This window comes from Flavobacterium oreochromis, assembly GCF_019565455.1.
Lineage (GTDB): Bacteria > Bacteroidota > Bacteroidia > Flavobacteriales > Flavobacteriaceae > Flavobacterium > Flavobacterium oreochromis.
On sequence record NZ_CP067377.1, the window covers coordinates 395,154 to 414,624 of the forward strand.

Here is a 19,471-nt window from a genome sequence, read left to right on the forward strand (position 1 = left end):
TTTACTTTAGTCTTTAGAAAACCTCCTCAGCTATCGCTTTAATATTCTCGGCTTTCCCCATAGAATAATAGTGTAAAAATGGGACTCCTGCCTTTACTAATTCTTTACTCTGTTGAATACACCATTCGATACCTATTTGCTTCACCGCTTCGTTATCTTTAGCTTTTACAACTGCCATAACTAAATCGTCTGGCAAATCCACTTTAAAGCGATGCGGAATTAAATTCAGCTGTTTCTTAGTCGCAATGGGTTTTAATCCCGGAATAATAGGCACAGTGATTCCTGCATTTCGGCATTTTTCGACATATTCAAAAAACTTCTGGTTATCAAAAAACATTTGCGTAATGATATAATCCGCTCCGTTTTTAATTTTTTGTTTCATAAAATGAATATCGCTATCCATACTTGGTGCTTCCATATGTTTTTCGGGATAACCCGCTACTCCTATACAAAAATCGGTTGTATTGGTGTTTTGCAAATCAGAATCCAAGTAAATTCCTTTATTTAAATTACTGATTTGAGAAACTAATTCTGATGCATACGCATTACCTTCTTTTTCAGGTTTGAAATAAATTTCGCTTTTAACCGCATCACCACGAAGGGCAACCACATTATCAATCCCTAAGAAATCTAAATCTATCAGAAGGTTTTCTGTATCTTCTTTAGTAAATCCACCACAAAGAATATGAGGAATAGCATCTACATTGTATTTATTTTGAATACCCGCACATATACCAACCGTTCCTGGACGCTTTTTTACAATTTTCTTTTGCAACAATCCGTTTTGTAATTCTTTATACTCGTATTCTTCACGATGATAGGTTACATCTATAAAAGGAGGATTGAATTCCATTAATGGATCAATTCCGTCAAAAATACATTGAATGTTTTGTCCTTTTAAAGGAGGTAATATTTCGAAGGAAAATTGAGTTTTCCCTTTTGCTTTTTCTATATGCTCTGTTACTTTCATAATTCAGCCCCCTATCCCCCAAAGGGGGAACTCCTATTAGGGGGTCAATAGGCTTTTATTCACAAGGCTACTTCCCTCCCCCTTCGGGGAGATGGAGGGGGCAAGCCACTTAGTCGCTTTTTCTATACTTATATTTCTTCTTTTTGCGTAATCTTCTACTTGGTCTTGTTTTATTTTTCCTAGTCCGAAATATTTACTTTGAGGATTGGCAAAATAATACCCAGAAACGGAAGCGGCTGGCCACATAGCCATACTTTCAGTAAGCTTTACTCCTATTTGATTTTCTACATCTAATAACTTCCAAATTGTTGGTTTTTCAAGATGGTCTGGACAAGCAGGATAACCAGGCGCTGGTCGAATTCCTTTATAGGTTTCTTTGATTAATTCTTCATTGGTCAAATTTTCATCTGAAGCATAACCCCAAATTTCTTTACGCACTCTTTCGTGCAAATATTCAGCAAAAGCTTCTGCAAAACGGTCACCCAAAGCTTTTACCAAAATTGAATTATAATCATCCAAATTGGTTTCGTATTCTTTTGCTTTTTCATCTACACCAAAACCTGTTGTCACACAAAAACACCCCATATAATCTTGGATACCTGTTTCTTTTGGAGCCACAAAATCGGCTAAAGCAATATTAGGTGCACCAGCTGTTTTTTGGGATTGTTGTCGAAGAGTTAAGAAGTTTGTTGTTTGTTGTTTGTTGTTTGTTGTTTCTAAAACCTCAATATCATCATCATTGACTGTATTCGCAGGAAAAATTCCTAAAATCCCTTTGGCTGAAAACCATTTTTCGGAAATTATTTTTTCCAACATATTTTGAGCATCTAAAAACAAATTAGTTGCTTGTTCACCAACTACTTCATCTGTTAAAATAGCTGGATATTTACCATACAATTCCCAAGATTGAAAGAATGGTGTCCAGTCGATATAAGGCACTAACACATCTAAATCAACATCAACTTGTTTCACTCCTGTAAAATTTGGTTTTAAAGGTTGGTAATTATTCCAGTCAATTTGGAATTTATTTTTACGAGCATCAGCTATAGACAAAAAGTTTTTCTCTCTTCCTCTACTCAAATACCCTTCGCGTAAATTATCATATTCGGCACGTAACGATTTAGCAAACTCCTCTTTAACTTCCTCTTGCAATAAATTAGACGCCACTGTCACTGCTCTCGATGCATCATTCACGTGAACAACCGTCGATTGATATTCGGGTGCAATTTTCACGGCAGTATGCGCACGCGAAGTTGTTGCTCCACCAATCATTACTGGAATTTTGATATTCAATTTATCTAATTCTTTAGCCAAATAAACCATCTCGTCTAACGAAGGAGTAATTAATCCGCTTAATCCAATGATATCAACATTTTCTTTTACAGCTGTTTCTATAATTTTTTCAGGTGGCACCATTACCCCTAAATCGATAATTTCAAAATTGTTACACGCTAAAACCACCGAAACAATATTTTTACCAATATCGTGTACATCCCCTTTTACAGTTGCCATCAAGACTTTTCCAGCCCCCCCGCCCCCCGAAGGGGGAGCTATTAACGATGCGTGAATTTCTTTGAGAACTTTATCCAATTGAAATAAAACCTCTTCATTAGTAAATCGAATTACGTGATAGCCTTCAGACCTTAACCAATTCGTTCGTTCTTCATCTCTCACAATTTTATCAGGTAATTGATGAATCAAACCATCAACTTCAATGATTAAATTTTCTTTTAAACAAACAAAATCGGCTATATAATCTCCTATAATATGTTGTCTTCTAAATTTAAAGCCTTCTAATTGTTTACCAGACAAAGCTTGCCATAAAACCTTTTCTGCTTCTGTAGGTTTATTTCTCATTTCTTTAGCAAATTGCTTTAACAATCCATAATTGTATGGATTTGCAGTTTGCCAATGTTGTGCGGTTTTAACTCCCCCTTTGGGGGCTGGGGGGCGTTTTGAGGCTTCTATGTAAGGTAAAAGATAAGCTACCGCTTTTTTCATTACACGAGCGGATTTTACCACTTGTGGCAAGAACATCTTCCCGCTTCCGAATAAATCTCCAACGACATTCATTCCGTTCATTAAGTGGTTTTCGATTACTTCAATAGGTCGAGCAACTTGTTGGCGTGCTTCTTCAACATCTATTTCAATAAATTCGTCTAATCCTTTCACCAGAGAATGCGTTAAACGTTCTTGAACTGAACCATTACGCCACTCGGCTACAGCTTTTTCATTAGATTTTACATCTCCTTTTAAATTTTCGGCAAATGCCAACAATCTTTCGGTAGCATCATCACGTCTGTCAAGAAGTACGTCTTCTACATATTCTAATAATTCTTTGTCAATTTCGTCGTAAATCTCCAGCATTTCTGGATTTACGATTCCCATTGTCATTCCGTGATTGATTGCGTGGTATAAAAAGGCAGAATGCATCGCCTCCCGAACTTTATCATTTCCTCTAAACGAGAACGACACATTACTTACACCACCCGAAATATTGGCATACGGTAAGTTTTCACGGATCCATTTTGTAGCTAAAAAGAAATCTATTGCATTACGACGATGCTCTTCCATCCCTGTGGCTACTGGAAAAATATTGGGATCAAAGATGATGTCTTCAGCTGGAAAGCCTACTTTTTGAACTAAAACATCATAAGAACGCTTACAAATTTCTATTCGACGTTCATAAGTATCTGCCTGCCCAACCTCATCAAATGCCATTACAATAACAGCAGCACCATAGCGTTTAATCAATTTTGCGTGATGTATGAATGTTTCTTCTCCTTCTTTCAAAGAAATAGAATTCACTACACCTTTCCCTTGAATCACTTTAAGACCTGCCTCGATAATTTCCCATTTGGAACTATCAATCATAACAGGAACACGAGCTATATCTGGTTCTGCTGCAATAAGATTTAGGAATTTAGTCATAGCATAAACACCATCTAACATTCCTTCATCCATATTCACGTCAATGATTTGTGCTCCGCCTTCAACTTGAGCACGAGCAATATCGAGTGCTTCATCGTATTTTTCTTCTTTAATTAATCGAAGGAATTTACGTGAACCCGTTACATTGGTACGTTCGCCTACATTAACGAAAATAGATTCTTCATTAACAAATAGAGGCTCTAATCCTGAAAGTTGTAATCGGATTTTGGTTATTGGTTTTTGGTTGCTGGTCTTATCAAAACTCATAATCAAATTTTTTATAATAATTGATAAATCCATTTATTAATTTTTTACAAGTTTCAACTTGCTTTGAAATTACTTCAAAATCTAATTTTGAAATATATTTTTGATCTAATGCTAAATAAAATTGAGTTTCTAATTCATATAATGAACCTCTAGAAATATGTAAAAAGTAAATTGTCTCTTTAGAAGATTGTCTTCCACAGCCTTCTGCAATATTTGAAGGGATTGAGACAGCACTTCTTCTAATTTGATTAGTTAAACTGTAGAGTTCTTCTTTTGGAAACACTTTAGTCATATCATAAACAATATTTGTCAATTTTCTAGCTTCAATCCAAACTTCTAAATCTGTATATTTCATAATATTTTATTATCTAATAACCAAAAACTAACAATCAACAACCATTCTTGGTTTGAATTCTGCTGCTACTTCAGCGATTAATTTGATATGTTCTGGTGTTGTTCCGCAACAACCTCCTATAATATTGACTAAATTTTCTTCTAAATATTCTCTAATCAACTTTTGTGTTTGTTCCGGTGTTTCATCATATTGTCCAAATGCATTGGGTAAACCCGCATTAGGATGTGCTGAAACATTCAATTGGGTATTATGCGCTAATCTTTTTAGGTAAGGCTTTAACTGATCGGCTCCTAAAGCACAATTAAAACCTACGCTTAACAAAGGGATGTGAGCTATAGAAATCAGAAATGCTTCTACGGTTTGACCAGAAAGTGTTCTTCCTGAAGCATCTGTAATCGTACCCGAAACCATTACTGGAGTATCCAATCCTCTTTCTTCTTTAACCTCCTCAATAGCAAACAAAGCTGCTTTCGCATTTAGTGTATCAAAAATAGTTTCCACCAAAAGAATATCAGCACCTCCATCTATCAACGCCTCCACTTGCTGACGATAGGCTATTTTCAAGTCATCAAAAGTTACGGCTCTATACCCTGGATCATTTACATCGGGTGACATAGAAGCCGTACGATTTGTTGGTCCAATTGAACCTGCAACAAATCGATGTTTATCAGTAAACTCATCAGCTACTTCGCGAGCAATTTTCGCCGATTGGTAATTTAGTTCGTAAACCAAATCTTCCATATGATAATCGGCCATACCAATGGTTGTTCCAGAAAAGGTATTCGTTTCCACTATATCGGCACCCGCTTGAAAATACAAACGATGCACTTCTTTCACGGCTTCAGGTTGGGTAATAGACAATAAATCATTATTCCCCTTAAGCGGATGTGGAAAATCTTTGAAGCGTTCACCTCTAAAATCTTCTTCCTCGAATTTGTATCGTTGCAACATTGTACCCATTGCTCCGTCTAGAACAAGGATTCTTTCTTTTAAAATTTCTTGAATATTGGACATAAAAAAACACCTTAAACTAAGGTCATAAAAAAACATATGTTATCAGAAAGGAGAGTTATACTCTGGGTTATCTTTCCCGCCTATGGCGAGGTAGAATGCAGCACCTTCTACAAGTGTAGGGTTGCTAAGCGTTCACAGGGTCTATTCCCTCCCGCTTTCGTGATAACAACAATAAACTTATGAACTCTGCAAAAATATTAAGAATTATGCTTGCATAAAAATTTTCCTAAATAATTCTAAAAAGCAATATTTAAAATTAAATAAAATCTACAAAAACATTATTTACTAGTTTTAAATTCTATCTCTAAAACAAATCTCCTTTATCTGCCAAGCGCAAAATATCCCCAAAAACTCCTCGAGCAGTTACTTCTGCCCCTGCTCCAGCGCCTTGAATCACTATGGGACGTTCTCCGTATGACTCGGTATAGATTTCAAAAATAGAATCGGAACCTTTTAATTGTCCTAAAGCCGAGTTTTCGGGTACAGACACTAATTTCACTTCCAAAACTCCTTTATCTTGTTGTAAATCGCCAGACAACTCCCCAACATAACGCAGGACATTTCCTTTTTCCTGTGAATCTTTAGTTGACTGATAATAGTCGTCCAATTTTTCCAGACTATTTAAAAACTCGGTTGTGGTTATTTCACGTAAAGTCTCTGGAATCAAATTTTGAATGGATATTTCTTCAAATTCATTTTGTAAATCCAACTCACGAGCTAAGATTAACAACTTTCTAGCTACATCATTTCCACATAAATCTTCACGCGGATCAGGTTCTGTATAGCCATTAGCCATCGCTTCACTTAAAACCGCACTGAATTTTATATCTTCTACCGAAAAATGATTAAAAATATAACTCAACGTACCAGAAAACACTCCTTTTATTTTAGTGATGTTTTCCCCAGATAAATGCAGTAATTTAATTGTATCAATAAGTGGCAATCCCGCACCCACATTGGTTTCATACAAGTAATTCTTTTGATTTTCTTGCAATATTTTTCTAAGTTTTTTATAAAAATCATACGACAACGTATTAGCCACTTTGTTAGAAGAAACCACATCAAAACCATTTTTTATAAAAGTTTCATAATGTAACACAAATTCTTTATTTGCTGTATTATCAACCACTATTAAGTTTTCTAAATGATTTTCTTTTGCAAAAGAAATTACTTCATTAATACTAAAAGAAGCGGTACTTTCATTGATTAATTGCTTCCAATTGTTTCCAATTCCGTTTCTATTTACTATCGCTGTACGTGAATTAGAAATTGCAAAAACATTTAACTTGATTCCTTTTCGTTTTTCAATATTAGATTTAGAATCTAAAATTTGGTTAATTAAAGTCCCTCCCACAGTTCCGTGACCAAAAACAGCGATGTTTACTTTTTTTAAAGCTCCAAAAATTTCCCCGTGAATTACATTCAAAGCCCGTTTGAGTTCTGCCTTTTCAATAACCAAACTCACATTTTTACCAGTCGTCGTATTATTAAAAAGTATTGGAACAATTTTGTTTTTAATTAAGGATGAATAGGGTTTATGAAAGGTACTCAAATCCTGACCAATGATGGAAATTACCGCTATATCTTCACGCACTGAAATTGAACTCACATCTTTTGAATAAAAATCATTTTCAAATTCTTTCTTGAGACATTCCAGCGCATCTTGCGAACGACTTGCACTCACCACCACACCAATCCCTCTTTCCGAAGACCCTTGCGAAATAATACTCACGCTAATTTGATTAGCTGCTAAAGTTTTAAAAATTCGGGCATCGACTCCAACTTTCCCTAATAAACCTCTTCCTTCAAAATTCACTAAAGCTACCTCATTCAAAACAGTTAACGATTTTATTCCTTCCGAAGTTTGTTCGGCAGTAATAAGTGTTCCCTCATTATCAGGATTAAAAGTATTCAAGATTCGCAACGGGATTTTCTTCTCTACCAAAGGAATAATCGTCTTGGCGTGTAATATGGTGGCTCCAAAATTTGCCAATTCATTCGCTTCAGCAAATGACAAGGATTTTATTTTCTGTGCATCGCTTACCAAATTAGGATCTGCTGTATAAATCCCATCCACGTGAGTGTAGTTTTGAAATTCCTCTACAGTTAAATAATTCGCCAATAAAGAAGCTGTAAAATTACTTCCGTTGCGTCCTAAAGTGGTGGTTTCTCCTTTTTGAGTCGCACCAATAAAACCTGTTACTATTTTAACTCCCTCATCATTTTCAGCAAAACGTTCCTGTACTTTTGCACGTGAAATCACATCGATAGGTTGTGCATTCCCGAAAGTATCATCGGTAACAATTACCTCACGAGCATCAACAAATTCAGCTTGAATACCTTTTTGAATCAATAAATTTGTTAGATATTTAGCTGAAAGTATTTCTCCATAGGAAAGAATCAAATCTTTAACTTTATCACTATAATCAGTCAATAAACGAACCCCCTCAAATAATTTTTCTAATACTTCAAAATCATTTTCGAAGTTTAATTGACTACCAGCTACTTGATATACCTTAAAAGCATTCCATAATTTTGAATAATCACTTCCTTGTTTGGCTACTTCCAAAATTTGAATCAACTCATCGGTGGCATTAGCACGTGCTGATACAACTACTGCTATTTTTTGATTGGCAAAATATTTCTTAGCGATGATTGCCACTACTTGTTCTATTCCTGAACCATTACTGAGGGATTTCCCTCCAAACTTTAAGATTTGCATAATTCTATTTCTTTTGTTGTGTTTGTAAAAATTGATTTTAAAATTGTGTTGAGTTGTTCATATTCCATCAAAAAAGCATCGTGCCCGTGAATGGATTGCATCTCGAACAATTGCATTTTTTTGTATTGCTTTGAAAATTTATTATGTAATTCTCTGTTATCATTAGCTGTAAATAGATAATCGGATCCAATACACACCTGACAAATTTGAGCGGTTGTGGTTTCCAAAAAGGCTTCCATATCCTGCATTGACAAATTTTCACCAATCGTTTTAAGCAAATGATTCATCAATAAATACGATTTCAATTGAAAGCGATTTTTCAATGTTTCTCCGTGATAGTTTAACCAGTTTTCGACTTTATATTCATCTTCTGAAACTTTTGCATTTTCAAATTTTTGATTTAAAGATTCAGGTGTTCGATAGAGTAACATAGCGTGTGCACGTGCATCTTTAATAGGAGATGAAGAGTTATTTAAAATATTTTCTTGAACCAAAACATTTGCAATGAGCCAATCGTTTGCTTTCCAATTAGACGCAATTGGAATTAGAAATTGAATAGCTTTAGGTTGTAAAAAAGCCATTTCCCAAGCAATTCCTCCGCCTAAACTTCCACCAACCACGGCAAACAACTCATTAATTCCTAAAGTAAATAAGCCTTCCCAAAAAATTCGAGCTATATCTTGTGTTGTAAAATCCTGATAATTATCTACTAAAGGACTTCCATTATATCCATTCCCTGGAATATTGAAAGCGATTACCGAAAAGGCATTCAAATCGATAGTTTGATTAAATCCCACCAATTGTTTCCACCAACCTACCTCACCAGCAACATTAGAATTTCCTGTCAAGGCGTGATTAATCAAAACCACTGGAGCTGTTCCTATTCTTTGTCCAAAAGATTGATACAGTAGCGGTAAAAAAGGAAGTATTTTCCCTGAAGACAACTTGAAATTAAACAAGTCTATTTGATAGCAATCATTCATATTTTTGACTAAAGAAGTTTTATAAATTCCAATAAAAAAACCCTTTCGGCATATTACCAAAAGGGCTCAACTATTAAGTTATTAAAAAATTAACTCGATTGATTTTGGCAATAGCGTTCCGAGGCACACATAAGCATACCCATCAAAGTTCTCATCATAACTATCACTCTATTTTTTATCATTTTCTTATATCTATTTTAGCAACATCTAGCTGATTTCAACGGTAACAAAACTAGAATTAATTTCTTTTAAAATAAAATTTTTAGATTATTTTTCTAAATTTTACTATAAAAATGAAGTTAAAGCAAAATATTAAACCATCACAAATCTTTAAAGCAGAATAAAAAACTCAGAAAGAGCATTTTTTAGAAAATATTTTATTCAACTTTTTGAATTTGATATATTTAAACAAAATAATCCAATATATGAGCTTTAGATATCATTGTTTTAATACTCCAAATAGTTACCAATAGCGCCACCAGAAATAAAGCTTTACGCTGAGGCACTTTACCCACTAACTTAGCAGCCAAAGGTGCAGCAATAGAACCTCCAATTATTAATCCCGCAATAATAAACCAATGACTTACTCCTATAGAAATAAAAAAGGTGATGGATGCTGCAAGAGTAACAAAAAACTCTGCCATACTCACAGTTCCTATAACATATTTCGACTTTTTCCCTAAGGACAATAAAGTAGAAGTTACGATAGGCCCCCAACCACCACCACCAAAGGAATCTAAAAATCCACCTGAAAATCCTAAAAACCCTGTTGCTACACTTTTCTTACGCACAATTGATTTTCTACGTAAAGCCAATCGGAATAAGTTAATTCCCATTATTAAAGTATAAATGGATAATAACAAATAGGTTTCTTTTTCGTATTTGTCACCTAAGTACACTAACAATAAAGCACCACCTATAGCCCCTACAACTCCTGGCACAGCCAACCAGAATAACAGTTTTTTATTAACATTACCAAATCGGTAGTGAGAAAACCCACTAATACCACTCGAAAACATTTCTGCTGTATGAATGCTCCCACTTATGGCTTTGGGACTGATTCCGAATAACATCATACTCGTAGAACAAGTTAGACCGTAACCTAAACCTACTGCTCCATCTACCAGTTGGGCAAAAAAACCTACTGCTAACATAATATAAAAAGCACTAGGAATTTCGCTTGTAAATGAAATCATTTGGTGAATAGACACAATACCAGAAAATCCGTAACCTAAAAACACGGCAAAAAACACTATCGACAATTGAAAAGCTAAACGTTGGTATTTCTTTTTTGCTTTTTTCTCTTTTTAGGATCGAGTGCTTCAGTAGCTTGGTTTAGCAGTTCTAACTTTTGTTGAAAATCACCTTTAATAGAATCGCGTAAGACATTCAAACTATCTAAATTTTCTTCAATAGAATCAGGAATCACATCTGTAAAAAACTCTCGCATTCTTCGGGCTAACACAGGCGATTTCCCATTGGTAGAAATCGCAATTTTCATATTTCCTTTATTTACTATTGAGCCTAAATAAAAGTCACATAATTCAGGTTGGTCTGCTGCATTGACTAAAATTTGTCTTTGGTTAGCAAGCTTCTTAATTATTTCATTTACTTCTTTATCATTTGTCGTGACAATTACAAAATCAATATTTTCTAAATCTGATTCTTCAAAAGCTCGTTCTTCATATTGTACTGAAGGTTCGTTTTTAATTTTTGCCAATGTGGTATCAAAAATTTCTTTCCCTACTAGCTTAATAGAAATAGTAGGATTTTGACGTAGTAAGGTTTCGGTTTTTTCAAGTGCCACATTACCACCTCCTACAATAAGGAATCGCTTACTTTCTGTTTTTAAAAAAATGGGAAAAAGTGTATTACTATCCATAATTCTTATTTACTTAAATCGATGTTGTGATAAACAGAAAAACGAATAATATCTCTATCATAAAATTCGTCTCCTGTATTTTTTTGTTGAAACCAATTCATATAACCTGCTTCAACGGCAAAATCTTTATTTATTCTATAATTTAGTGCTGCATATATCCTATTTTGGTCGAAAACATTTTTTACAATACTCCCACCTGTATTAAACATAACTTCGTCTTTCAACTTAAAAACCAATACCTCTTTATCGGCTTTTGTAACTAAAGGAAAATCGAAGCCTAACAGGTATCTAAATCGGAGGTTTGAAAATACAAATCCTCCTCTTAATTCGTCCCCATCAGTTTGATGAAAAAATCGTGCTTCTAACTTATACCGATGATTTACTCCAAATCCTTTGTATTTTTTCTTTGAGGAGAAGCCTATGTCTGGTCGCAATTCTGGAACTATTAATTTACTTGTAGCTTCAGGATTATTAGGGCTTTGTAAAAAATATGTCATTCCTACAGAGCCATTAATATTCTCAACTAGTTTCCGCTCTACATTGGCTCTAAAAACCAATTGGTGTTGGGCAAAAGGTTGAATAAAATGTCTTTCTTGAATTTCGCTAAATACTGTCCAATTCGAATTAATTTTTAACTGATTATAATAGCCGTACCAAATTAATTGTTGATAATCTATTTTCTTTTGCGCTTGTATTGATAATGTTATTAGATACAGTAGGATGATATTTTTTTCATTTTTTGTTACACGAAGTCACACAAAGTTTTTTCTCAAAGTTTCACGAAGTCTTTGTTTTATTTAGAGACTGTCCTAAAAGTTCGCAATCTTGTCATTTCGACCAAAGGGAGAAATCACATAATACTAATTATGAGACTCCTCCTTGCGTCGGAGTGACAAACTGTGTGTTAATTTTTACTTTTTGGACAGCCTCCTGAAAAACTAATTTACTATCACTCGATTCGTATAATCGCCAAAAGTTTCACCTTCTTGTTTTTCTTGCGTATAGCGACCTAATAGCACATCTATTTCTTCTAAAATTTGAGCTTCGGTTTGTTTTTCTTTGTATAGCTTATTTAATCGTAAGCCATAACGATCGCCTCCTAACATAAAATTATATTGTTCTGGTCCTGTACCAATAAATCCTAGTTCAGCTACATACGGACGACCACAACCGTTAGGACAACCCGTCATACGGATGGTTAATTCCTCTTCTGACAATCCGTGTTTAGCCAAAAGTGGTTCTATTTTAGTTACTAAAACAGGTAAATAACGTTGTGCTTCGGCTAATGCTAATGGACACGTAGGCATTGCCACACACGCCATTGAGCTTTTACGAATATTACTTACGTTTTTTTCGATTTCATATTTTTCTAATAAGGCTTCTACTTTAACTTTGTTAGCTTCTAAAATTTCTCCTAAAATCAGGTTTTGATTTCCTGTAAAAATGAAGTTGCTTACGTTTAGTTCTGCCAATTCAAACAAGAAAGCTTTTTGTTCTGGTTTTACCACTCCGTGCTCTACAAAAAGGGTATAATACCATTGCTTGTCTGCGCTTTGCTCCCAACCATAACGATCATTACGCTCAGTAAACTTGTAAGATCGCGCTGGCTCTAATTGGAATCCGATACGTTTTTCTAATTCGGCTTTGAAACCTTCTACCGTCATTTTATCAACGGTATATTTCAAACGAGATAATTTTCTTTCTACTCGGTTTCCAAAATCACGTTGTACTGTAAGCACTTCATACACAGCTTTAAGAGTTTTTTCTTCGGTATCTGTAAATCCTAAAACATCTCCTAATCGCGGATAAGTCGACGCATTTCCGTGTGTAGTTCCTAATCCGCCACCCACTACGATATTAAATCCTTTTAATTCATTATTTTCAATAATGGCAATTAAACCCAAGTCATTGGTAAATAAATCGACATCGTTACTAGGCGGAATCGCAATGGCAATTTTGAATTTACGTGGCAAGTATCTGTTTTCATATAACGGATCGGCTTCTGCGGAGCGTTCGTAAATTTTTTCTCCATCGATAAATACTTCATAATAGGCTTGTGTTTTAGGCAACAATAGCGTTGAAATTTTATCGGCATAGGCGTGGATTTGGGCGTGTAATGGAGATAATTGCGGGTGAGAACTAGCAATTACGTTACGGTTTACGTCACCACACGCAGCAATAGAATCCAACTGTGCCAAGTTAAATCCTTGAATGGTCGGACGTAATTCGTGTTTTAATAATCCGTGTAACTGTACGGTTTGACGGGTAGTAATTTTTAAAGTTCCTGTTCCGTATTGTTCCGATATATTGTGTAGTGCTATCCATTTTTCGGCATTGATCGCACCGCCTGGAATGCGCAAACGAATCATAAAGGAATATAATTTGTCTAATTTTTTAGCAGCTCTTTCCGCACGTCTGTCCCTATCGTCTTGCACATACATTCCGTGAAACTTTACTAATGTTTCATCGTCTGGTCGTACATTTCCGGTGTGGTTATCGATATCGATACTTTCTTTTAGCGTTCCTCTTAATCCGTCGCTATTGATTTTTATATATTCTACTGGTGATAATTTCTCGCTCATTTTTTTACTGTTGTTTACACCTGACAGGTTTTTAAAACCTGTCAGGTATCCTATTAATACACGTCTTTTTGATATTTTCCTTGTTCTTCTAATTGGTCTAACACTTCTTTTGCTTTTTCTACTGAGATGTTTCTTTGGGAAGCGATTACTTCAATAATGGTGTTTTCAACATCTTTGCTCATTGGGTCTTTTTGTCCGCAGATATAGATAGAAGCTCCGTTTTCTAACCATTCATTAAACTGACTTGCATTTTCTTTGATACGATCTTGGACGTAAATTTTACGTTCTTGATCTCTAGAAAATGCCGTACTTAATTTGGTTAATACTCCTGTGGTTAACCATTCCTGAACCTCGGTCTGGTAATAGAAGTCTAAGGCAAAATGTTGTTCTCCAAAGAATAACCAGTTTTTACCTTCGGTGCCTGTTGCATCACGGTGTGCCAAGAAACTTCTGAAAGGAGCAATTCCTGTACCTGGTCCTATCATAATCACATCGGTATCTTCTGCAGGTAAACGGAAGTTGTTGTTTTTATGGATATAGAAATCATAGTTGGTATCCAAAGGAAAATCGGCTAAAAACTGAGAAGTTAATCCCGTTTTTATTTGGTCACCCACTTTAAAAGAATTCAAATTGACTGTTAAATGTACTTGACCATCGTGTGCTTTGTGTGCTGATGAAATTGAATATAAACGAGGTGCAATAGGATGTAAAATAGCTACTACATCTTCTAATTTTCCGTTTTTAGGTTGGTACTTTTTAAGTACATCCACTAAATCGGCTTTATCTTCTTCAATCGCTATTTCTAAAACTTTCCCGATAGCTTCTAATGATTTTTTAGATAACCCACGAATGTTTTTATTTTGAAGTAAAGTCGTATCGGTTACACCAAAATGTCCTGCAATAGCTAGCAATTCCACTTCATTGTTTTTCGGAATTAATCCTAAAGCATCGCCTGGTTCGTAAATAACTTCTTCATTAGGTGTGATTTCAATATGATAGGTTTCTTTATTCGAACCTTTATCATTCAACACAATTTTATGCGAAATTTGTCCCGTAAAATTTTGTTTGTGCGATGTTGTTGCAACCGTTGATTTCACTTCCGCTAGTATTGAAGTTGTAGCAGCCCCAAAAGCATTTTGTAAATCAGCTTCCCAAGTAGGGATTAAACTCGCATAATCTACATCCGCTTTTACTAAAGGAAGTAAGCGTTTTGCACCTTTTTCGGCTAAAACCTCATCTAATAACACCCCTGCATTACAAAACAATGGGTATGAGGAATCTCCTAATCCAAAAACGGCAAAAGATACCGTATCTAATTTTTCTGTGGAGGCTTTTAATGCTTCGTAAAAACCAACGGCGTTTTGAGGAAATTCTCCTTCGCCTTGGGTACTTACTACAAATAAAACTAGAGTTTCTTTTTTAGTTTTGCTATATCAAATTGTGCTACATCAACACTTTTAGCTTGAATTTTATTCTTTTTGAAAGTGGCTTGGATTTGCGAAGCTACTTTTTTGAATTTCCTGTTTCGGTCCCATATACAATTAAGGGTTTAACGGCTACAGCTGCCAATGCGTTTTGATTTGTAGGTACTGCTCCAGCTGTCTTGATTCCGAAGTTTTTGGCTAAATAACCTGCCAAAAATCCTTTAGCATAGATAAGCTCTTCATTGGTTGCATTTTGCACCAATTGTTGGAGTAAATTGTTTTTAGTTTCAGATAGCATTTTGATAGATAGTTTTATGATTATCGAAATAAGATTCAGTGATTGTTTTTTCTTCGAACCAAGCATATTGTTGGTGTAAATTCACTACACTTCCTACTACAATTAAAGTGGGTACATAAGCAAATTGTGGTAGTGTATTATTCAATATATCTTTAAACGAAAAAACATTAGTTTTTTGATTAGGTGTAGTCGCTTGTTGGATGACCGCAACTCCTTTTTCAGGGTCAATATTTTGTTCCATTAACTTTTGAGCTAAAACATTTAGTTTTTGACCACTCATATAAAAAACGAGTGTGTCATTTGTGGTTGCCCAATCGGTCCATTGTTGACTTTCTACGTGTTCCAACTCATACAAGGTAAGAAAGCGGAGTCCGCGAGAATAGCCACGAGCCGTTAATGGCATTCCTGTATAAGCCGCAGCGCCAAAGGCAGCCGAAATCCCTGGAACAATTTCGTATGGAATTTCATTTTCAACTAGTACTTGTAATTCGTCTAAAATATTTGAAAACAGAGTAGAATCTCCTCCTTTAAGGCGAAGTACTAATTTTCCTTGTTGTGCAAAAAGAACAATTAGTTCGTTGATATCTTGCTGTGGTGTCCAAACTCCTTTAGAACATTGTTTACCCACATACACAATTTCGGCATCTTTGCGTGCATATTCCTCAATAAGTTCAGGCGATACTAGTCGGTCAGTCAAGACTACATCTGCTTTTTGTAAGTATTTCAAAGCTTTTAAACTAATCAGTTCAGGATCACCTGGTCCTGCACCTGCTAAAATTACTTTTCCTCTATTTTTTATACTTCTTTCCATTGTTTTAGGTATGAGTTGTCCCTGTCGAGCCATTTTTGACCCGATTGAGAGTTAAACCTGTTAGGTTTTGGCTAAATTTTATTGATTAAACTAATCTCTCTATTACAGACCTAACAGATTTTGAAAACCTGTTAGGTCTAAATGAATTAAAACAATCCTTCGATTGAAAGGTATCGCTCTCCAGTATCGTAGTTAAAGGTTAAGATAGTGGCATCGTCAGGTAAAGTTGCCGCTTTTTTTGCTACTGCAGCTAAGGAAGCACCCGTGGAAATCCCTACCAAAATCCCTTCTTTTTAGCGATATTTCTGGCGTATTCAAAAGCATCATCTTTGCTTACTTGAATAACCTCATCGATTAAACCAGCTTGGTAAATTTCTGGTACAAAACCTGCTCCAATCCCTTGTAATGGGTGTGGTGACGGACTACCACCGCTTAATACGGGTGATAATTCTGGTTCTACCGCTATTACTTTAAGGTTTGGATATTTTTCTTTTAGTACTGAAGCTACCCCAGTAATATGTCCGCCTGTTCCAACACCTGTGATGATGTAATCTAATCCATCAGGGAAATCGGCTAGAATTTCTTGAGCAGTTGTTCTTTTGTGTACTTCAACATTGGCTTGGTTAGCAAATTGTGAAGGCGACCAAGCATTTGGCGTTTGCGATACTAGTTCGGCAGCACGTTCGATGGCTCCTTTCATCCCTTTTTCACGAGGAGTTAGATCAAATTCGGCACCGTAAATTTCCATCAACTTACGTCTTTCTACACTCATTGATTCTGGCATTACAAGGATTACTTTATATCCTTTTACAGCAGCTACTAATGCTAAACCTATCCCCGTATTTCCAGAGGTAGGCTCTATAATTACGCTGTCTGGTTTTAATAATCCTTTTGCTTCTGCATCTTCAATCATTGCTAAAGCAATACGATCTTTGATACTGTTTCCTGGATTTGTTCTTTCTAATTTGATAAATACGTTTTTGTTTCCGTATAATTTATTAATTTTTACTACTGGAGTATTTCCTATGGTATCTAAGATATTATTTGTTTTCATCTTTTTAAGTTTAAAGTTTAAGGTTTAAAGTTTTGTTTAAACCATTTTCATTTTATTTGTTTCAAGTTTCAAGTTTTCCGTTTACCTTTTCACTAATTACTAATCACTTTTTACTAAACTCACTAAATCACATAATTAAGCGGCTCTGGGAACTCGCTTTTTGATTTGATTTCTATTTCGCTTTTGTGATAGACCAAAGAGTTTTCAGGTACCGAATGGGTTAACCAAACATTGCCTCCAATCACCGAATTTGCTCCAATTGTAGTTTTTCCTCCTAAAATGGTTGCATTAGCATAAATAGTTACATTGTCTTCTATGGTTGGATGTCTTTGTGCAGTTGCAGCTTCTTTTGAAACTGATAATGCACCTAGTGTTACTCCTTGATAGATTTTTACATTTTTGCCTATTCTTGTGGTTTCACCTATTACTATTCCAGTTCCGTGATCAATAAAGAAATTTTCTCCTATTTCTGCACCTGGATGGATATCAATTCCTGTTCGACTGTGCACATATTCAGAAATCACTCTAGGAATTACGGGTACGTTTAGTTTCCAAAACACGTTAGCAATTCTATACGCCGTGATGGCAAAAAATCCTGGATAAGCAACCAAAACCTCTTCTTTAGATTTTGCCGCTGGGTCAAAATTGACAATCGTTTCTAAATCATTTAAAAGAACGTAATGTAAATCTTCTATTTGTTCGAAGAAAAAGTTGGCATACACCACAATTTGATTGGTATCTTCAACCGTTTTTGCGAGTATATCTTGCAATTTTATTTGAAGCAACTTTTCTTTATTTTGAAAGAAGCGATAGTTGTTGTATTCCTGATTGATATCAAACAACCAATTGATTAAATCATCTACCCATCTTTCAACTTGATTTTTGTTGATGGGGTTTTTTGCTCTTTCTTGATTCTTAATGTAAATTGAGTATGACATCTTATAAAAACATTAAAGCCCCAACGGTATTATTAGTCGTTTCATCTATTAAAATAGCGTTCCCCGATTTTGAATTTTGAGTAAATGAATCAAAAAACAAATATTGGTTAGTACGTAGATTGATTTGAGCGATGTCGTTTAATTTTACTGTATCTGCCTCAGTAAATTGCCACTCATTAACATTCCATTTTCTATTTACTTGTTGGATTTTTACACGAACGGTTTTGAATCTATGTTGAAGTAAATAGGTTTTTCCTACTTGCAAATCGGAGTTATCTAACCAAGACACCCACGTATCAATTTGGTTGGCTTCTCTAGGCAGTTGATTATTTAAAACGATAGTATCACCCCGACTTATATCTATATTATTATCAAAATGCAATACCACATTGTCGCCTGCAAAGACTTGTTCTACTTCCTTTTGATTTTTTTCAATCTTTGTGATTGTGGTTTCAATATTGGCTGGAAATACTTTTACCTTATCTCCTACTTTATAGTTACCGCTCAATACGGGTCCTGCATAGCCTCTATAATCGTGGTTGGCTTCATCTTTTGGACGGATAACCCATTGCACTTGAAAACGAGAAGGTAAATCATCGGTAGATTCAATTGCAACACTTTCTAAGGTTTCTAAGATTGATTTTCCGTTATACCACGGTGTATTTTCAGAAGTGTTTACGACGTTATCTCCAACCAATGCACTTACAGGGATGTAGATAATTTCGTTATAATGTAACTCTGATTTAATTTGCTCAAAATCGGCTTGAATTTTAGTAAAAGTCTCTTCGGAATAATTCAACAAGTCAATTTTGTTGATGGCAATAATTGCTTTTTTAATTCCCATTAAAGAACCAATGCTAGCGTGACGTCTTGTTTGTTCGGTTATTCCTTTGCGAGCATCTACTAAAATGATGATTAAATCAGAATTTGAAGCTCCTGTAATCATATTGCGGGTATACTGCTCGTGTCCAGGTGCATCAGCGATAATAAATTTTCTTTTTGAGGTTGAAAAATATTTATACGCTACATCAATCGTGATTCCTTGCTCTCTTTCGGCACGAAGTCCGTCTGTGATTAAAGACAAATCGATATCAACTCCTTCTTGTTTGGTTTGTTTTTGTAAAACTCCTAATTGGTCTGTATGTATGCTGTCAGAATCATATAAAAGTCTTCCTATTAAAGTACTTTTACCGTCATCTACATTTCCTGCTGTTATAAATCGTAATGTGTTCATTTTATT

Annotated in this window: 15 protein-coding genes, 2 pseudogenes and 1 riboswitch; all 17 genes and pseudogenes read right to left on the minus strand. The window is 35.1% G+C overall.

The annotated features are described in order from the left end of the window. Positions 1 to 13: 13 nt before the first annotated feature. The 17 genes and pseudogenes from metF to JJC03_RS02035 all read right to left on the minus strand — a co-directional run bounded on the left by metF (position 14) and on the right by JJC03_RS02035 (position 19,465). Entirely contained in the window at positions 14 to 970 is a 957-nt protein-coding gene (gene metF / locus JJC03_RS01965) for a methylenetetrahydrofolate reductase [NAD(P)H] (RefSeq protein WP_235873881.1), read from the minus strand. A 36-nt stretch (positions 971 to 1,006) separates the two neighbouring features. Then, positions 1,007 to 4,168 (minus strand): vitamin B12 dependent-methionine synthase activation domain-containing protein, encoded by a 3,162-nt coding sequence (locus tag JJC03_RS01970; protein ID WP_258932571.1) that lies wholly within the window; start codon positions 4,166 to 4,168, stop codon positions 1,007 to 1,009. Next, entirely contained in the window at positions 4,158 to 4,523 is a 366-nt protein-coding gene (locus tag JJC03_RS01975) for a four helix bundle protein (protein ID WP_235873883.1), read from the minus strand. Before JJC03_RS01975 ends, JJC03_RS01970 begins: the two co-directional genes overlap by 11 nt. A 27-nt stretch (positions 4,524 to 4,550) precedes the next feature. Continuing rightward, complete coding sequence (locus JJC03_RS01980) at positions 4,551 to 5,537, minus strand: homocysteine S-methyltransferase family protein (protein ID WP_235873884.1); 987 nt, start codon at positions 5,535 to 5,537, stop codon at positions 4,551 to 4,553. A 64-nt stretch (positions 5,538 to 5,601) separates the two neighbouring features. Then, positions 5,602 to 5,706, minus strand: a riboswitch (SAM riboswitch). Positions 5,707 to 5,841: 135 nt separating this feature from the next. Next, positions 5,842 to 8,259, minus strand: coding sequence for a bifunctional aspartate kinase/homoserine dehydrogenase I (gene thrA, locus JJC03_RS01985; protein ID WP_235873885.1), 2,418 nt, complete (start codon positions 8,257 to 8,259; stop codon positions 5,842 to 5,844). After that, entirely contained in the window at positions 8,247 to 9,242 is a 996-nt protein-coding gene (locus JJC03_RS01990) for an alpha/beta fold hydrolase (RefSeq protein WP_235873886.1), read from the minus strand. Before JJC03_RS01990 ends, thrA begins: the two co-directional genes overlap by 13 nt. 404 nt (positions 9,243 to 9,646) lie before the next feature. Beyond that, on the minus strand, positions 9,647 to 10,483 hold the full coding sequence (locus JJC03_RS17190; RefSeq protein WP_258932092.1) for a sulfite exporter TauE/SafE family protein: 837 nt from the start codon (positions 10,481 to 10,483) through the stop codon (positions 9,647 to 9,649). Between the two features lie 29 nt (positions 10,484 to 10,512). After that, positions 10,513 to 11,124, minus strand: coding sequence for a precorrin-2 dehydrogenase/sirohydrochlorin ferrochelatase family protein (locus JJC03_RS17195; RefSeq protein WP_258932093.1), 612 nt, complete (start codon positions 11,122 to 11,124; stop codon positions 10,513 to 10,515). A gap of 5 nt (positions 11,125 to 11,129) precedes the next feature. Further along, complete coding sequence (locus tag JJC03_RS02000) at positions 11,130 to 11,849, minus strand: DUF2490 domain-containing protein (RefSeq protein ID WP_235874323.1); 720 nt, start codon at positions 11,847 to 11,849, stop codon at positions 11,130 to 11,132. 213 nt (positions 11,850 to 12,062) lie between these two features. Beyond that, the gene (locus JJC03_RS02005) at positions 12,063 to 13,706 is read right to left on the minus strand and encodes an NADPH-dependent assimilatory sulfite reductase hemoprotein subunit (RefSeq protein WP_235873887.1); all 1,644 of its coding nucleotides are present in this window, start codon (positions 13,704 to 13,706) and stop codon (positions 12,063 to 12,065) included. A gap of 53 nt (positions 13,707 to 13,759) precedes the next feature. Continuing rightward, positions 13,760 to 14,191, minus strand: a complete 432-nt coding sequence (locus tag JJC03_RS17200) for a flavodoxin domain-containing protein (protein ID WP_258932573.1) — start codon at positions 14,189 to 14,191, stop codon at positions 13,760 to 13,762. Positions 14,192 to 14,293: 102 nt separating this feature from the next. Beyond that, positions 14,294 to 15,118, minus strand: a pseudogene (locus JJC03_RS17205) (flavodoxin domain-containing protein); the annotation flags it as partial. A 91-nt stretch (positions 15,119 to 15,209) separates the two neighbouring features. Beyond that, positions 15,210 to 15,428 carry a hypothetical protein gene (locus JJC03_RS02015; protein WP_235873889.1) on the minus strand — a complete coding sequence of 73 codons (219 nt, stop codon included), beginning with the start codon at positions 15,426 to 15,428 and terminating at the stop codon, positions 15,210 to 15,212. Beyond that, positions 15,418 to 16,272 (minus strand): uroporphyrinogen-III C-methyltransferase, encoded by an 855-nt coding sequence (gene cobA / locus JJC03_RS02020; protein WP_258932095.1) that lies wholly within the window; start codon positions 16,270 to 16,272, stop codon positions 15,418 to 15,420. Before cobA ends, JJC03_RS02015 begins: the two co-directional genes overlap by 11 nt. Before the next feature lie 113 nt (positions 16,273 to 16,385). Further along, positions 16,386 to 17,293 (minus strand): annotated as a pseudogene (cysK, locus tag JJC03_RS02025) (cysteine synthase A). A 122-nt stretch (positions 17,294 to 17,415) separates the two neighbouring features. After that, positions 17,416 to 18,231: a serine O-acetyltransferase EpsC gene (gene epsC / locus JJC03_RS02030; protein WP_235873890.1), complete on the minus strand. Its 816-nt coding sequence runs from the start codon at positions 18,229 to 18,231 to the stop codon at positions 17,416 to 17,418. A gap of 1 nt (position 18,232) precedes the next feature. Beyond that, positions 18,233 to 19,465 carry a sulfate adenylyltransferase subunit 1 gene (locus JJC03_RS02035; RefSeq protein ID WP_235874325.1) on the minus strand — a complete coding sequence of 411 codons (1,233 nt, stop codon included), beginning with the start codon at positions 19,463 to 19,465 and terminating at the stop codon, positions 18,233 to 18,235. Positions 19,466 to 19,471 lie beyond the last annotated feature (6 nt).

Excerpts from the sequence above, each read along its gene's own strand:
- metF (WP_235873881.1), bottom strand. The coding sequence starts at position 970 with ATGAAAGTAACAGAGCATATAGAAAAAGCAAAAGGGAAAACTCAATTT.
- JJC03_RS01970 (WP_258932571.1), bottom strand. The coding sequence starts at position 4,168 with ATGAGTTTTGATAAGACCAGCAACCAAAAACCAATAACCAAAATCCGA.
- JJC03_RS01975 (WP_235873883.1), bottom strand. The coding sequence starts at position 4,523 with ATGAAATATACAGATTTAGAAGTTTGGATTGAAGCTAGAAAATTGACA.
- JJC03_RS01980 (WP_235873884.1), bottom strand. The coding sequence starts at position 5,537 with ATGTCCAATATTCAAGAAATTTTAAAAGAAAGAATCCTTGTTCTAGAC.
- thrA (WP_235873885.1), bottom strand. The coding sequence starts at position 8,259 with ATGCAAATCTTAAAGTTTGGAGGGAAATCCCTCAGTAATGGTTCAGGA.
- JJC03_RS01990 (WP_235873886.1), bottom strand. The coding sequence starts at position 9,242 with ATGAATGATTGCTATCAAATAGACTTGTTTAATTTCAAGTTGTCTTCA.
- JJC03_RS17195 (WP_258932093.1), bottom strand. The coding sequence starts at position 11,124 with ATGGATAGTAATACACTTTTTCCCATTTTTTTAAAAACAGAAAGTAAG.
- JJC03_RS02005 (WP_235873887.1), bottom strand. The coding sequence starts at position 13,706 with ATGAGCGAGAAATTATCACCAGTAGAATATATAAAAATCAATAGCGAC.
- JJC03_RS17200 (WP_258932573.1), bottom strand. The coding sequence starts at position 14,191 with ATGATAGGACCAGGTACAGGAATTGCTCCTTTCAGAAGTTTCTTGGCA.
- JJC03_RS02015 (WP_235873889.1), bottom strand. The coding sequence starts at position 15,428 with ATGCTATCTGAAACTAAAAACAATTTACTCCAACAATTGGTGCAAAAT.
- cobA (WP_258932095.1), bottom strand. The coding sequence starts at position 16,272 with ATGGCTCGACAGGGACAACTCATACCTAAAACAATGGAAAGAAGTATA.
- epsC (WP_235873890.1), bottom strand. The coding sequence starts at position 18,231 with ATGTCATACTCAATTTACATTAAGAATCAAGAAAGAGCAAAAAACCCC.
- JJC03_RS02035 (WP_235874325.1), bottom strand. The coding sequence starts at position 19,465 with ATGAACACATTACGATTTATAACAGCAGGAAATGTAGATGACGGTAAA.